The following is a 16,492-nucleotide window of genomic DNA, read 5'->3' as shown; positions in this document are numbered from 1 at the left end:
TGTGTATTCTGTGGCAAAAAACTTTATGTATATTTGTGGCAAACTATACATTTTGAACATAGAATATTTCTTAGCCAAAAGGCTTATAACTGCCAAAGATTATAAAAGTAGCATTTCTGCGCCAATTATCAAAATTGCCATATCAGCAATTGCCATTGGAATGATTATGATGATTGTTTCTGTGGCGACTGGAATCGGATTGCAACAAAAAATTCGGGACAAAGTTTCCGCTTTCAATGGCCATATCATCATTTCTAATTACGACAATAATCAATCCGAAGTCACGCTAGTGCCCGTTTCGAAAAACCAAGATTTTTATCCAAAATTCAATTCAGTACCAGGAGTAAGCCATATTCAGGCCGTAGCCAGCAAAGCCGGTATAATAAGAACCGAAACGGCTTTCGAAGGAATAATTCTAAAAGGAGTGGGCACCGATTATCAATGGGATAATATAAAGGAGTATGTCGTTTCAGGTAATTTGCCCAATTTTTCAAAAGCGCTGAATCAAGAAGTATTGATTTCACAACTATTGGCCAACCGCCTCAATCTAAAAGTCGGCGATGCTTTCAATACCTTTTTTATTAAAGACGATCATAATAAATTGCCCAATATCCGAAGGTTCAAAATTGTGGGTATTTTTAGTTCTGGATTTCAAGATTTCGACGCTACTTATATCATAGGAGATATTCGACATATTCAACGCCTCAATAAATGGGAAACCGATCAAGTGGGCGCTTTTGAAGTTTTTGCCAATGACTTTAGCAATATCAAATCAATTGGCGAGCAAGTATACCAGCAAACCTCCTCAACACTCGACACCAAAACCATAATCGAAAAATACAGTTACATCTTCGAATGGCTCAAACTCTTCGATTTAAATATCATTGTCATATTAGTAGTGATGATTCTAGTCGCTACAATCAATATGGTTGTCGCCTTATTAGTGCTCATTCTCGAACGCACCCAAATGATTGGAATACTCAAAGCAATCGGAGCCAACAACTGGTCGGTACGCAAAATATTTCTATACAATGCCTTCTATCTTGTAATAAGAGGACTGTTTTGGGGCAATCTTATAGGCATCACGATGCTGCTCATCCAAAAGTATTTTGGAATAATTCAGCTAAACCCCGAAAATTATTATGTCAATCAAGCGCCAGTCGACATCAATTTGTTGTACATAGTACTTTTAAATCTACTTACCATTACCGTTTGTTTTCTAGTATTATTAATCCCCTCCTATATAATAACCAAAATTTCCCCGGTAAAAGCCATTCGTTTCGATTAATTACTGTCATTGCTAGGACTGAATTTTTCTAGGAGCTATTTCCTGCTGTACACTATATCTTTGCGGCCGAACCCCGGCCACAAAGGATGCCGTTTCCATCAGGGCTAGGGCAAAAGTTTCTACAAATACGTTTCTCCTAAATAGAAGAGTAAATAGTTCTTGTTAATAATCCGCAACGATTTTTCCAATAAATCATCAAGCTAACCGGTAACTACCTTCGTTTTTCGTCTCCCTCTCCTTGGCAGAGGGTCGGGGAGAGACTTTTTTAGGCTATTTCGAGATATATATTAGTTTTCATACTTAATTTGTTCAAGGGAGTCCCAGAAAATTGGCGTCTTTTTTACGGGCAAGGCAATACGACGAATCCTCAAGACGGTTCAAAACCGGTAGGATTCTCAAAAACCACAGGTTCAAAATCAGAAAACTTCAAAAAAGACGGTTTGTAAATACCCAAAAACCAATGATTTAAAAAATACTTTCAAAAAAGATTGCAAAAGGCCTTGTATAACTCAAAAAACGTACTACTTTTGCAGCCGCATTCAAGCAGACGTTCATAGAAAACCTGACAAACGAAACGAATTAAAGTTGAAAAATTATTTTCAAAAAAGATTCAAAAAAGTTTGTGAGATTCAAAAACAGAAGTTACCTTTGCACCCCGCTAAAAGCGCAACGTTAATTGAAAGACTGATAAGAGAAATGAGAAGAAAAGAAAAAAAATATTTTTCAAAAAAACTTTTCAAAAAGCTTGCCAGAATAAAAAGAAGTTGTACTTTTGCACCCGCTAAACGAAAGAATGGCGATAGTAATAAAAAACGAAAGTTCTTAGACATATTGAATTGACAGCCGTTTTGGTTTGTAGAGACGTTGCACAGCAACGGCTCGAATGAATTAAAACAATAATAAAGAGAGTAAGAGAATCGGAAGATTTAAAAAACCACTAGAATTTGAGTCGAATAATAAGTAAGTCGCAAGACTAAATAATATACGATGAAGAGTTTGATCCTGGCTCAGGATGAACGCTAGCGGCAGGCTTAACACATGCAAGTCGAGGGGTATAGTAGCAATACTAGAGACCGGCGCACGGGTGCGTAACGCGTATGCAATCTACCTTTTGCAGAGGGATAGCCCAGAGAAATTTGGATTAATACCTCATAGTATGTGAGAATGGCATCATTTTCACATTAAAGTCACAACGGCAAAAGATGAGCATGCGTCCCATTAGCTAGTTGGTATGGTAACGGCATACCAAGGCTACGATGGGTAGGGGTCCTGAGAGGGAGATCCCCCACACTGGTACTGAGACACGGACCAGACTCCTACGGGAGGCAGCAGTGAGGAATATTGGACAATGGGCGCAAGCCTGATCCAGCCATGCCGCGTGCAGGATGACGGTCCTATGGATTGTAAACTGCTTTTGCACAGGAAGAAACAACATTACGTGTAATGTCTTGACGGTACTGTGAGAATAAGGATCGGCTAACTCCGTGCCAGCAGCCGCGGTAATACGGAGGATCCAAGCGTTATCCGGAATCATTGGGTTTAAAGGGTCCGTAGGCGGTCTTATAAGTCAGTGGTGAAATCTCCCCGCTCAACGGGGAAACGGCCATTGATACTGTAGGACTTGAATTATTAGGAAGTAACTAGAATATGTAGTGTAGCGGTGAAATGCTTAGAGATTACATGGAATACCAATTGCGAAGGCAGGTTACTACTAATGGATTGACGCTGATGGACGAAAGCGTGGGTAGCGAACAGGATTAGATACCCTGGTAGTCCACGCCGTAAACGATGGATACTAGCTGTTGGGGGTAACTTCAGTGGCTAAGCGAAAGTGATAAGTATCCCACCTGGGGAGTACGTTCGCAAGAATGAAACTCAAAGGAATTGACGGGGGCCCGCACAAGCGGTGGAGCATGTGGTTTAATTCGATGATACGCGAGGAACCTTACCAAGGCTTAAATGTAGATTGACCGGTTTGGAAACAGACTTTTCGCAAGACAATTTACAAGGTGCTGCATGGTTGTCGTCAGCTCGTGCCGTGAGGTGTCAGGTTAAGTCCTATAACGAGCGCAACCCCTGTTGTTAGTTGCCAGCGAGTGAAGTCGGGAACTCTAACGAGACTGCCAGTGCAAACTGAGAGGAAGGTGGGGATGACGTCAAATCATCACGGCCCTTACGCCTTGGGCTACACACGTGCTACAATGGCCGGTACAGAGAGCAGCCACTACGTGAGTAGGAGCGAATCTATAAAACCGGTCACAGTTCGGATCGGAGTCTGCAACTCGACTCCGTGAAGCTGGAATCGCTAGTAATCGGATATCAGCCATGATCCGGTGAATACGTTCCCGGGCCTTGTACACACCGCCCGTCAAGCCATGGAAGCTGGGGGTGCCTGAAGTCGGTGACCGCAAGGAGCTGCCTAGGGTAAAACTGGTAACTAGGGCTAAGTCGTAACAAGGTAGCCGTACCGGAAGGTGCGGCTGGAACACCTCCTTTCTAGAGCCTTAGTGTTAGTAGTAATACACGCTAAGGAAAGAAGACGAAAAATTTAAATGGAAAGAATCGAAAGATTCCATTACTCTCGCTGTTAGTTCAAATAATACAGGTAGAGACGTTGCGCTGCAACGGCTTTGCAATTTAAGTAAAACAGAGTCTCGTAGCTCAGCTGGTTAGAGTACTACACTGATAATGTAGGGGTCGGCAGTTCGAGTCTGCCCGGGACTACTATTTTAACTTAAAAGAAAGGAAATTCTAGAAGTTGGAATTCACCAAGAGAAATTAGAGAAGAATTAGAAATCTAAAATCTGAATTCAAAAATCTAAAATTGAAATTGGGGGATTAGCTCAGCTGGCTAGAGCGCCTGCCTTGCACGCAGGAGGTCAACGGTTCGACTCCGTTATTCTCCACAAAAGCCCCTCCTAACCTCCCCAAAGGGGAGGAACAAAGAGCAATCGGCTCTCCCCCTTCGGGGGAGCTGGAGGGGGCTTAAAGTTCATTGACATATTGAGATAAAAATATTTAAAAAGTAGAAAGCATTTTGTAGAGACGTTGCAATGCAACGGCTCAAACAGAATAAACAAAACGGTCATTCTTAAATGAATGATTAGTACAATAAGCAAAATAAGGGCGTATGGGGGATGCCTAGGCTCTCAGAGGCGAAGAAAGGCGTGATAAGCTGCGAAAAGTTACGGGGATTGGCACACACGATATGATCCGTAAATACCTGAATGGGGCAACCCACTATGTTGAAGACATAGTACACCGATAGGTGGGCGAACCCGCTGAACTGAAACATCTAAGTAGGCGGAGGAGAAGAAAACAAAAGTGATTCCGTAAGTAGTGGCGAGCGAACGCGGATTAGCCCAAACCAATGTTGTTACGGCAATGTTGGGGTTGTAGGACCACGACATTTCTTGCACAAAGAATTAGAATCTACTGGAAAGTAGAGCCATAGAGAGTGATAGCCTCGTATAAGTAATAAGTGTAAAGGATAGTGGTATCCTGAGTAGGGCGGGGCACGTGAAACCCTGTCTGAATTTGGCGGGACCATCCGCTAAGGCTAAATACTCCTGAGAGACCGATAGTGAACCAGTACCGTGAGGGAAAGGTGAAAAGAACCGTGAATAACGGAGTGAAATAGATCCTGAAACCATACGCTTACAAGCGGTCGGAGCCCTTTCGTGGGGTGACGGCGTGCCTTTTGCATAATGAGCCTACGAGTTAACGTTGCTGGCAAGGATAAGTGGTTAAGCCACGGATCCGTAGCGAAAGCGAGTCTGAATAGGGCGCTTTAGTCAGTAGTGTTAGACGCGAAACCGTGTGATCTACCCATGGGCAGGTTGAAGCTGTGGTAACACACAGTGGAGGACCGAACCGGTTGTCGTTGAAAAGACTTCGGATGACCTGTGGGTAGGGGTGAAAGGCCAATCAAACTCGGAAATAGCTCGTACTCCCCGAAATGCATTTAGGTGCAGCGTTGGTCATAAAGTTATATAGAGGTAGAGCTACTGATTGGATGCGGGGGCTTCACCGCCTACCAATTCCTGACAAACTCCGAATGCTATATAATGTTTACCAGCAGTGAGGGCTTGGGTGCTAAGGTCCAAGTCCGAGAGGGAAAGAACCCAGACCATCAGCTAAGGTCCCCAAATATATGTTAAGTTGAAAGAACGAGGTTTGTCTGCCCAGACAGCTAGGATGTTGGCTTGGAAGCAGCCATTCATTTAAAGAGTGCGTAACAGCTCACTAGTCGAGCGGACGAGCATGGATAATAATCGGGCATAAACATATTACCGAAGCTATGGATTTTGCATTAATTTGCAAAGTGGTAGGGGAGCATTCTAACAGGGTAGAAGGTGTGTTGTAAAGCATGCTGGACTGGTTAGAAAAGAAAATGTAGGCATAAGTAACGATAATGCGGGCGAGAAACCCGCACACCGAAAGACTAAGGTTTCCACAGCTATGCTAATCAGCTGTGGGTTAGTCGGGACCTAAGGCGAACCCGAAAGGGACAGTCGATGGACAACGGGTTAATATTCCCGTACTACTGTTAACTGTGATGGGGTGACGGAGTGATGAAAGTACCGCGAACTGACGGAATAGTTCGTTGAAGGCTGTAGCTATAGAATTTGTAGGCAAATCCGCAGATTTTGGCAAAGGCTGATAGTACTCGGCGTCTTCGGACAAAGAGATAGTGTACCTAAGGGCTTCCAAGAAAAACCTCTAAACTTCAGGTTAATAGTACCCGTACCGCAAACCGACACAGGTAGTCGAGGAGAGAATCCTAAGGTGCTCGAGAGATTCATGGCTAAGGAATTAGGCAAAATAGACCCGTAACTTCGGGAGAAGGGTCGCCAGCAGCAATGCTGGCCGCAGTGAAGAGGTCCAGGCGACTGTTTATCAAAAACACAGGGCTCTGCAAAATCGTAAGATGAAGTATAGGGCCTGACACCTGCCCGGTGCTGGAAGGTTAAGAGGAGATGTTATCTTCGGAGAAGCATTGAATTGAAGCCCCAGTAAACGGCGGCCGTAACTATAACGGTCCTAAGGTAGCGAAATTCCTTGTCGGGTAAGTTCCGACCTGCACGAATGGTGTAACGATCTGGACACTGTCTCAGCCATGAGCTCGGTGAAATTGTAGTAACGGTGAAGATGCCGTTTACCCGCAGTGGGACGAAAAGACCCTGTGCACCTTTACTATAGCTTAGTATTGACCTTGGATAAATGATGTGTAGGATAGGTTGGAGACTGTGAAGTGGCGTCGCTAGGCGTTGTGGAGTCATTGTTGAAATACAACCCTTTGTTTATCTGAGGCCTAACCCCATATTGTGGGGGACATTGCTTGGTGGGTAGTTTGACTGGGGTGGTCGCCTCCAAAAGAGTAACGGAGGCTTCTAAAGGTTCCCTCAGTACGCTTGGTAACCGTGCGTAGAGTGCAATGGCATAAGGGAGCTTGACTGAGAGACATACAGGTCGATCAGGTACGAAAGTAGAGCATAGTGATCCGGTGGTTCCGCATGGAAGGGCCATCGCTCAAAGGATAAAAGGTACGCCGGGGATAACAGGCTGATCTCCCCCAAGAGCTCATATCGACGGGGGGGTTTGGCACCTCGATGTCGGCTCGTCACATCCTGGGGCTGGAGAAGGTCCCAAGGGTTGGGCTGTTCGCCCATTAAAGTGGCACGCGAGCTGGGTTCAGAACGTCGTGAGACAGTTCGGTCTCTATCTACTGTGGGCGCAAGAAATTTGAGTGGATCTGATTCTAGTACGAGAGGACCGAATTGGACTAACCGCTGGTGTATCTGTTGTTCCGCCAGGAGCATCGCAGAGTAGCTACGTTGGGAAGGGATAAGCGCTGAAAGCATATAAGCGCGAAACCCACCACAAGATGAGATTTCTTTTAAGGGTCGTGGGAGATGACCACGTTGATAGGCTATAGATGTAAAGGCAGTAATGTCATAGTCGAGTAGTACTAATAACCCGTAAGCTTATGTACACCTTTCCAGCCCCCTAACCCCCAAAGGGGGAACAAAGGGGCTGGGGAAACTTTCTAATACTTTTTATATTCTTTATCTCAGTATGTTAAGATATTGTGTAATGTTGATTAGCAAAAGCTAGTTACCCATTGCAAAACGACCTTAAGGTGGTTATTGCGGCGGGGCTCACCTCTTCCCATCCCGAACAGAGTAGTTAAGCCCGCCTGCGCAGATGGTACTGCAATTTGTGGGAGAGTATGTCGTCGCCTTTCTTTTGAAAAACCCTGTTCTAACGAACGGGGTTTTTTTGTTTTATAAGAAGTTTAAAATACCTGAAGCCCGCTGGGATTCCTCCTCTTACTATCAAATGTCACCTTTCTTTAAATCCTCATCATTTATTTGGTGAGGATTCTTTTTGTGTATTTAAAAAAAAATAAGGTAAAATTTAGGGATCAAGTCTAAAACCTGTGGAATGATAAAAATTAAGCGTAAATAGTAGTTGGCCTATGGAATAATTTGACCAATAGTCTATATAAAATAGTTCAAAACGCATTGCTATTTGTCAGTCGGTAGGAGTCAGTGCGCATAAGAAGCGTGACAAACTGGCTCGTTAGATGGGGTTAAAATATAATTTTTTTTGGTATTATTTTATATTAATACCACTCAGAATTATGATTTAGAAAGGGTATTATATAACAAACTGGTAGTAGTTTATGAGTTGGTGAGGGATGGAAGCGGCATCCTTTGTTTTCTTTCTTTAAGAAAACAAAGATACAGCGTACAGCCCGACAGCGCTGGAGCTTGCGGAGGTGGTGGCACGCCATAAAAAAACCAATCTATTGCTAGATTGGCCTTTTGGTTTTATTCCGTGTCTTTGTCTTCTGTTTCCTCTAAATCTTCAGTTTTTCGACCGACTTTTACCTTAGGATTGTCTTTGTTTCCCGTGATGGTCATCGGTATTCCAAATAGACCGAAAGGGGGCAATCCTAATCTCATTTTGATGTTGAAGCGTCCATCCAAACTTGTGGTCCCTTCTATTCTAGGTCGGAAACCGGCAAATTTGAATTTGAATCTTTCCAAAGTAATAATGTTGTTCTTGATGGAACTTTTAATCACGACTTTGGATAATTCGGGATTGTTCATTTTGTCGTGATTGGTTTCCTTTGCCACGGCACTAAACATTTTCATTCCGTGTAGTTTGATGTCTTTGACGGAAACAATTCCATTGCCAACCAACGATGGATAAACGGGTTCCATATTCGCATTCAATCTTCCTTTGAGTTTGTATTCGAGCGAAATGGTTCCCTCGGCTTTTTCGGCGGCGCTAGCCATTTCTCGGAATATTTTTATTTCGTTGTAGGCTCTTTTGATATCAAAGTCGGCTGCTTTGATGTAGTAGTCGAATACTGCTTTTTTGGGAGTGCTAGCTTCATATTTAGCGTTCATAGTAACCGGACAGCCTATTAAATTGAATCCGGTATTTTGCATTGTCAACACTCCTTTTTTAATGTTCACGGAACCTTTAGCGTCTTTGAGACTGAGTTCATTGAAGTTTACTTTTTGGGCATTGGCTTGGAATTTCAAATCTAAATTGGAAGGAATCATAATTACGCCGGTTTCCACTTTGGCGGTGGTGGATTTTTTTTCAGGCAATGTAGCTGGTGCCGGATTAGTTGTAACAGCCGTCGTTTCCGACATAAATTCATCGGCATTAATGTAGATTGAATTTAGTGTAAATGCTCCTCTTAAAATTCCAGTTTTGGTGGTGGCAAAATTGAATACATTTTGCAAATAGCCGTTCATTCTAAAATCAGATTGTCCGTACGCTGCCAAGAAATTGTTGAAAGACATTTTGTCTTGGTTGATTTTGAAAACGCCCTCTTTGATGAGAAATTTTTTGGGCAAATATTCGGTTGCAATTAAAATATTTCTAAGTTCTAATGTGCCTTTGTTTTGCAATTTGCTGTAATTTCCTTTTTCGGCATCGCTTTGTTTGCCTTTTAGCGAAACGTCCGCTTTTACAAAACCATCTACATCCAAGCCTTTTTGGGAGAAAACTTGATAGATTTTGCCAATGTCTAGTGTCCCTTTTGCTTTTATGTCGTACGCGAGATCTTCGAAATTAAATAAATTGGCTTCTACAAAAACGGGTTTCCCCTCGAAGGTGAATTCAGCAGGTTTTAGAATAACTTTCAAATCGCTGAAACTGCCATTTTTGTTTTCGATGGTAGTTAAAATATTGATGTTGGTAATTGGATTTGGATAGTATTGGGTTTTTATGTAACCGCTTTTCAAATTGATATTGGCATTTGTAATGGGAAATTTTCCGTTCTTTTGATCGTATTTTCCTTTGGCGGAGCCTTCGCCAACTAGCATTCCTTTTAATTCGAAATTGGTTACTCCAAGTGCTTTGTTTAGCTTTTCTAAGTCGATTTTTGCATTGAAGACGGCATCTATTTCAGGGTTTTTCATCCCTTGAACAAACACTTTTGCCTTTAAATAATCCTTGTTGATGTTGAGCGAAATGCTTTTTGTATCAACAATTAAAAGTTCTGGATTTAGTGAAGGCAAACTTGTGGATAAATCCAAATTTAGGTTCGAAACCGGGAAAGCACTTTTGTCATAATTGACATATCCATCTCTTATTTTTAAATCTAAATTGAAGTCTGGCGCGATGGCTTTCGATTCGATATAATTTCCTTTTAAGGTAAGTAGTACATCGGTTTTGCCCTTAAGTTCTGTTTTACTCAGCCAAGCGTTGTATTTTGGGGGCAAAGCTGTAAATAAATGCTCAAGCTCGCTATTATTCGATTTGACTATAAAATCCATATTGTAGCCGTCTTTCAAGAAATCGAATTTTCCTTTGAAGTCGACAGGAAGTTGGTTGATCATCAGGTCGTTTTGCTCGAAAACAAAGGAAAGCGAGTTGACATTGATTTTGGTAATCAAATCGGCATCTACCTTTTTGTTCATCAAATACTGTTCGTTTTCGTACAATAAATTGAGTTTGTCAATTTTAGCTTTCGAATATAAATCAAAAACATCCTTGCTCAAATCGCCTTTTCCGAGATAATTAAAACCAAAGGAATCGAAATGAAGATTGGTTGATTGGTCGTCGTAAGTCAATTGGCTGTTGATGATTTCAATGCGTTCCAATTTTATGGCTGACGATTCTTCTTCTTCTTTCTTTTTGTTGTCTTCTTCTGCAATATAAACGTTGTAATTGGCCAATCCTTCTTTATTGACTTTGATATTTATGGTCGAATTAGACAAATATATTTCATCGATGTTTATGGATTTTCCAAAAATCAAACTTGGAATATTGATTCCGAAGGAAACTTCTTTGGCGTCAATCAATCGTTCTTTTTGAAATGGAGCCGAACCGTTGAGTTTAAAATCATTGAGAGTCAAGGTCAATGAAGGGAAATGTTTAAAAAAAGAAACATTCACATCGGAATAATTCATTTCTCCAGCCAATTTTTTGTTGGCAGTTTTTTTGATTTCTTCCTTGATTTTGTCGGAGAAAATGTAAGGAGTAACAAACAGCAGCCCAAGAATGACCGCAAGGCTTATTACCATATATTTTGCCGTTTTAACCAAAATTGATTTTACTTTAGAAGCCTCCATATTTGCTGTTGTTATTTTGTCTAACAATTTTAAAACTTAACAAATAGTCTTATTTAGTTTTAAAAATGTAGTACTATTTTATGCAGTTTCGGCTCGTTCTCCTTTGCTTCGGCAGTTCGCTTTCGCTTATGTATAAAGGGCTGGGGAGAGGATTTTATCCGTGAACCGTTTCGGTTTTTCCGTAATTGGTAATTAATTTTCCTTCAAAATCGAGCCATTCCGCCCAACGTTTGTCCACATCTACTTTCTCTGAATATTTTCTGGCAAAACCTAGAAAAGTGGTGTAATGTCCCGCCTCGCTAATCATTAATTTTCTGTAAAACTCGGCTAATTCTCGGTCTTCAATGTTTTGGGATAATACTTTGAAACGCTCGCAGCTTCTTGCTTCAATCATAGCCGAGAAAAGCAATCGATCAACAAAAGCGTCATTTCGGCTACCGTCTTTTTTCATAAATTTGAAAAGTTCGTTTACATAATGGTCTTTTCGTTCTCTGCCTAATTTCAATCCACGTTCCTTGATGATATTGTGCACCATTTGGAAATGTTCCAATTCTTCTTTGGCAATTTCCAACAAATCGGTAACCAACTCTTCGTGCTCCGAATTGTAGGTGATGATGGTAATGATGTTGGTCGCTGCTTTTTGTTCGCACCAAGCGTGATCGGTCAAGATTTCTTCGATGTTCGATTCAACGATATTGACCCATTTTGGATCGGTAACTAGTTTTAATCCTAACATTTTTTCTGTGTATCTAAATTATTTACAAAAATACAGTTTTTATTTATTCGATAACAGATTGATTTTCGGATTATTTCCCTTATTTTGTATAGTAATTATTAATTTATGAATGTAATTCAGCGCGTTTTAATTATTGGTTTTGTTTGGCCAGAACCCAATTCATCGGCGGCCGGAGGAAGGATGGTACAGTTGATTTCCGTTTTTGCAGCCCAAGGTTTTGAGGTTACTTTTGCCAGCCCAGCAATGGATAGCGATTATATGGTTGACTTGGAATCTCTAGGTGTTACTAAGAAGTCCATCGCTTTGAATTGTTCCAGTTTTGATGTTTTTGTACAGGAATTGAATCCTTCAATCGTTTTGTTTGATCGTTTTATGATCGAAGAACAGTTTGGTTGGCGTGTTTCCGAAAATTGTCCTGATGCTTTGCGATTATTGGATACCGAAGATTTGCATTGTTTGCGCCTGGCACGCCAAAAAGCATTCAAGGAAAAGAGATCTTTTTCAACAGATGATTTATTAATTGAAGATAGTGCCAAAAGAGAAATTGCAAGTATTTTGCGTTGCGATGTTTCCTTGATGATTTCTGAATATGAAATAGAATTGCTGCAAAATGTTTTCAAAATTGATGCTGATTTATTGTATTATTTGCCTTTGTTGTTGGAACCGATTGACCATTCAACTAGCCAAAATCTTCCTTCATTTGAAAATAGAAATAGCTTTGTTTTCATTGGCAACTTCCTCCACGAACCCAATTGGAATGCGGTGCAATATCTAAAAGAAACGATTTGGCCACTCATCAGAAAGCAAATGCCGGAAGCTGTTTTGCAAATTTACGGAGCTTATCCTTCTCAAAAAATAGTGCAATTACACCAACCAAAAGATGGTTTTCATATTATGGGTCGAGCCGATGATGCCCAAGAAGTGGTGCGAAATGCGAGAGTAGTTTTAGCTCCTTTACGTTTTGGAGCCGGAATTAAAGGAAAATTACTAGAAGCAATGCAATGCGGAACGCCTAGCGTTACGACAACTATTGGAGCTGAATCAATGTGTGGCGATTTGCCTTGGAATGGCTTTATTGCTGACGATCCTCAAGTTTTTGCCAAGAAAGCGATGGAATTGTATCAAGACAAAATACTCTGGCAAAAAGCCCAAAAAAATGGTTTTGAAATTATAGAAAAACGTTATTTGAAATCTTTATTCGAGGATGATTTTGTTGAGCATATTTTAAAAGTGCAAACTCGTTTAAAACAACATCGTATGAATAATTTTATGGGTGCACTATTGCAACATCATACTTTAACAAGTACAAAATATATGTCGCGATGGATTGAGGAGAAGAATCGGAAGGGTTAATATGTGAATTATTTTCAGCTATTGGATTGATGATTACTTTATACTTTTCCATAACTCTTCAGCAGAAGTCATAACACGACCTTTTTCATTTCTTGCTTTATTTATTTTAGCAACAAATTCAGGGTTGTAGGGGCTTTTGTCTTTTTCGTCTACAAGTTCAATCTCATTGTTTTCTTCATAAAAAACTTTAGCAAGGGCTAAAAATGCTTTGCCTTGTTTGGTTCTCTCGTCAATTTTTAAAGTGATTGTTGTCATAATTATGAATAATACAAAACAAATATACAAAAGGGATTTATTTTTATTTCCAAATAGAGAAACAAATTGTATTCTTGAAATTTATAACTGAATTTTAAAATCGTTTTTTATAAACTTTAAAATGAACTATATTTGCTATTGAACTAAAACAAAAATATAGTAAACAAATAGAAATATAAAATATTAGCGTTTCGCTTTAAAATCCCGCTCCTGAAAGGTCGAAAATTTCAAATAGCACGGGGAAGTAAGAGTGGAAACGCCTGCGGTAAAGCGTGGGCGTTCCTTTTGCTTTGTGCTATCGGTATTCGACCACCGCAGGAGCAAGCATTGGGAATTAGCTCACGCCTCTTTTTACCCTAATATGGTCGCAAAACAATTTCAATACGAAATACAATCTTATCAAGAGGACTGCATCAATAATATAACAAGTCTTTTTGAAAATATCCACCAACATAATAAGTTTGGTGATATATTTTTTGAGCACCACAAAACAAACAAGTATAATTTTCCTGTTACCGACAATCATAACATTGATGTAATGATGGAAACTGGAACAGGAAAAACGTTCACATTTATTAAAACCATTTTTGAACTGAGCAAAAACTTTGGTTACAAGAAATTTATTGTTCTTATTCCAACCGTTCCAATTCGTGAAGGCACCAAAACAAACTTAGAAGACACAAAAGATTATTTTAAAAGTTTTTATGCCAACGAAAAAGAAAAGGAAATTGAAACTTTTGTTTACGAAGGAGGAAACCTTTCAGCTGTAAAACAATTTATTGGCACTTCACATTTGTCGGTTTTAGTAATGACCCCAAGTTCGTTTAACAGCCGTGACAATATCCTAAATCGTCCATTAGAACGAGAAATTAATACACCTGAATTGTTTGTAAAAAATCAAGAACCGCCCAAATCGTATTTAGAATGTTTGAAACGCTTACATCCTATTGTGATTATGGACGAACCGCACCGCTTTGAAGGAGATGCATTTAAAACATATTTCAAAGGTTTTGACAATTACTATTTGCGTTTTGGAGCAACATTTCCAAAGAAGAAAGATAGTTTGCCTTTATCAAACGTGGCTTATGTGTTAGACAGTATTTCATCTTTCCGACAAAACTTGGTAAAGAAAATTGTGGTTTACACGCAAGACGTAATTGAAAATAAAGATACTCTTATTGCTATTGACAACAAAAAGGCAATTGTTAGCACATTAATCAATGGAATTATTGCAAAAAGAGAGTTGGGAATTGGTGCAGTTTTCAACGGAAAAACCATCAGAAAAATAAACAAAGACACAATTGTTTTAGGAGACGACACCATTGAAAAAGTTGATTATTCTTTGTCGGACGAATCATTACGGACAATGATTGCAGCAACAATTAAGATACATTTCGAGAAAGAAAAAACATTGTTTGAGCAGGGAATTAAAGCACTCACTTTGTTTTTTATGGAAAGTGACATCAGTCTATTTCGAGGCGTAAATCCAAAAATTAAAAACATATTTGAAGAAGAATACACAAAGCAATACAACGATTTGATAGTAACACTTGACCAAACAAGCGATTACTACCAATACTTGCAAAACGATTTTGATAGCGATAACTCTTTGCAAGTTCACAAAGGTTATTTTTCGGGCGATAAAGGAAACGGAGACGAAAAAGTAAAAGTAGGTATTGATGAGATTTTAAGAGACAAAAAGAAATTGCTTTCGTTTGAAAGTTCCTCTCGTTTTATTTTTTCAATTTGGGCTTTGCAAGAAGGCTGGGACAATCCAAATGTTTTTACCATTTGCAAACTCTCCAATCAAGGAAGCGAAATTTCCAAAATGCAACAAATTGGACGAGGGTTGCGGATTAGTGTAAATCAAAATTTGCAACGTAACACACTGAAAAATTTGAATGACAATCAAGAGGAATTTTGGAAAATCAACAACCTTGACGTTGTGGTTTCAAGTAAAGAACAAGGTTTTGTTGAGGCAATTCAAAACGAAATTTTAAGCAATTCATTTTTGATTTCGGAAACATTTACAGAACAAGAATTGATTAAAATTCTAAAAGAAAAATCGGGTTTTGATGATGATACAATTATTACTTTAGTTGATGATGTATTGAAAGACAAAAAAATGATTGTTCGCAAGGCAATAGTTGACGGACAAAAAATTTACGAAAAATCACCTGATTTTTCTTCTATTCTCAAAGAACAAAATTTACCAGAAGAACAAGTTAAAGCAATAGAAAGCTTGTTCGCTACAGACACAAATATTTACATTCAAAAAGCTGAGAAGAAAAAAGAGAAAAAGAAAATTTATATTAAAGCTTCGCACCTTAAAGAGTTTCAAAACTTATGGAACGCTATCAATAAAAATGCTTTTTATATTTTGGAATCTTTGAGCGAGCAACAAGAAAATTTATTAGTACAAAATATTAAAACACAAATTGAAGCCGTAAACATTGAGGAAATCTTATTGCAAACCATTCGCGCAGAACTTAATGTAAATAAAATTGGTGAGCAAGGTTCAATAACTGAAAAGCTAACCAATACAGTTTCTTATAAAAGCAAAATTGATTATTTGGAGTTGGTTCGCACTTTATCAAACAATACCAAAACTCCAATTTCTTTTGTTGTAAAGGTTTTTAACGCTTTGAGCAACGATTTCAAGAATAAAATGCTCTGCAATAATCCCGAACAAGCCCAAAGAGAAATTACCGAAATAATCCGAAAAAACTTAATTGCAATGCTTAAAGCAAATATTAAGTACGACGGAATTAACGGAACAGCCTTGCCAAACGTATTCAAAACCGAAAAAGGAAAAACCTATTTAGATACGGGAAGCGTTGGCAAGTTTCAAAAAGACATTTCAAGTAATTTTTCATTGAAAACAAAATGGGTATTTGAGGAATTAATTGAATACGATAGCGATTTTGAATTAGAAATTATAGAAGACCCCGATATGGACAGTATTGAAATTTTTGGAAAACTGCCAAGACTTAAAATTAAAACCCCATTAGGAGACTACAACCCCGACTTCTGCTATGCTATTAGAAGCACTGATGGCAACAAAATATTCCTTGTGGTGGAGGCTAAAGGCTACAAATCTTCTACAGCAATCCCCGAAGATGAAAAAGGGAAAATTGATTTTGCCAAAAAATATTTTGAGGCACTTGGCGAGTACTACAAGAACGAAAATATTAAAATTTCATTTAAAGAACGTATCAATAAAACACAATTAGCGGCATTGATAAACAACGCATAAAA

7 protein-coding genes, 2 tRNA genes and 3 rRNA genes are annotated in these 16,492 nt (G+C 39.3%); 9 read left to right on the top strand and 3 right to left on the bottom strand.

Annotated features, from left to right (window positions below; translation table 11 throughout):
* The first annotated feature begins 52 nt into the window (after positions 1-52).
* The 7 genes from E1750_RS07630 to rrf all read left to right on the top strand — a co-directional run bounded on the left by E1750_RS07630 (position 53) and on the right by rrf (position 7,535).
* Positions 53-1,288, top strand: a complete 1,236-nt coding sequence (locus tag E1750_RS07630) for an ABC transporter permease (protein WP_133276201.1) — start codon at positions 53-55, stop codon at positions 1,286-1,288.
* 305 nt (positions 1,289-1,593) lie between these two features.
* Positions 1,594-1,734, top strand: a complete 141-nt coding sequence (locus E1750_RS17735) for a hypothetical protein (RefSeq protein WP_165698017.1) — start codon at positions 1,594-1,596, stop codon at positions 1,732-1,734.
* Between the two features lie 538 nt (positions 1,735-2,272).
* Positions 2,273-3,784: ribosomal RNA gene (locus tag E1750_RS07625) — 16S ribosomal RNA — on the top strand.
* A 154-nt stretch (positions 3,785-3,938) separates the two neighbouring features.
* Positions 3,939-4,012: transfer RNA gene (locus E1750_RS07620), tRNA-Ile, on the top strand.
* A gap of 108 nt (positions 4,013-4,120) precedes the next feature.
* Positions 4,121-4,194: transfer RNA gene (locus E1750_RS07615), tRNA-Ala, on the top strand.
* 203 nt (positions 4,195-4,397) lie between these two features.
* Positions 4,398-7,283 (top strand): 23S ribosomal RNA (locus tag E1750_RS07610).
* A 143-nt stretch (positions 7,284-7,426) separates the two neighbouring features.
* A 5S ribosomal RNA gene (gene rrf, locus E1750_RS07605) occupies positions 7,427-7,535 on the top strand.
* Together the 16S, 23S and 5S rRNA genes with 2 tRNA genes alongside form the textbook arrangement of a ribosomal RNA operon.
* A gap of 589 nt (positions 7,536-8,124) precedes the next feature.
* Here rrf and E1750_RS07600 read toward each other — a convergent pair.
* On the bottom strand, positions 8,125-10,917 hold the full coding sequence (locus E1750_RS07600; RefSeq protein WP_227873981.1) for an AsmA family protein: 2,793 nt from the start codon (positions 10,915-10,917) through the stop codon (positions 8,125-8,127).
* Between the two features lie 127 nt (positions 10,918-11,044).
* On the bottom strand, positions 11,045-11,626 hold the full coding sequence (gene miaE / locus E1750_RS07595; RefSeq protein WP_133276200.1) for a tRNA-(ms[2]io[6]A)-hydroxylase: 582 nt from the start codon (positions 11,624-11,626) through the stop codon (positions 11,045-11,047).
* Between the two features lie 105 nt (positions 11,627-11,731).
* Between miaE and E1750_RS07590 the strand changes: the two genes are divergently transcribed.
* On the top strand, positions 11,732-12,979 hold the full coding sequence (locus E1750_RS07590; RefSeq protein WP_133276199.1) for a glycosyltransferase: 1,248 nt from the start codon (positions 11,732-11,734) through the stop codon (positions 12,977-12,979).
* Between the two features lie 33 nt (positions 12,980-13,012).
* On the opposite strand, the gene E1750_RS07585 is transcribed toward E1750_RS07590, so the two are convergent.
* Positions 13,013-13,234 carry a DUF2683 family protein gene (locus tag E1750_RS07585; protein ID WP_133276198.1) on the bottom strand — a complete coding sequence of 74 codons (222 nt, stop codon included), beginning with the start codon at positions 13,232-13,234 and terminating at the stop codon, positions 13,013-13,015.
* A gap of 250 nt (positions 13,235-13,484) precedes the next feature.
* Between E1750_RS07585 and E1750_RS07580 the strand changes: the two genes are divergently transcribed.
* A complete protein-coding gene (locus E1750_RS07580) occupies positions 13,485-16,490 on the top strand; it encodes a restriction endonuclease (protein WP_227873980.1) in 3,006 nt (1,001 codons plus the stop codon).
* The last annotated feature ends 2 nt before the right edge of the window (positions 16,491-16,492 follow it).

The sequence above is a fragment of the Flavobacterium nackdongense genome, from assembly GCF_004355225.1.
In the GTDB taxonomy this organism is placed as follows: Bacteria; Bacteroidota; Bacteroidia; order Flavobacteriales; family Flavobacteriaceae; genus Flavobacterium; species Flavobacterium nackdongense.
This window is presented reverse-complemented; position numbering and strand designations above follow the sequence as displayed.

Coding starts and splice junctions, on each gene's coding strand:
- miaE (WP_133276200.1), bottom strand. CDS start 11,626: ATGTTAGGATTAAAACTAGTTACCGATCCAAAATGGGTCAATATCGTT.
- E1750_RS07585 (WP_133276198.1), bottom strand. CDS start 13,234: ATGACAACAATCACTTTAAAAATTGACGAGAGAACCAAACAAGGCAAA.
- E1750_RS07590 (WP_133276199.1), top strand. CDS start 11,732: ATGAATGTAATTCAGCGCGTTTTAATTATTGGTTTTGTTTGGCCAGAA.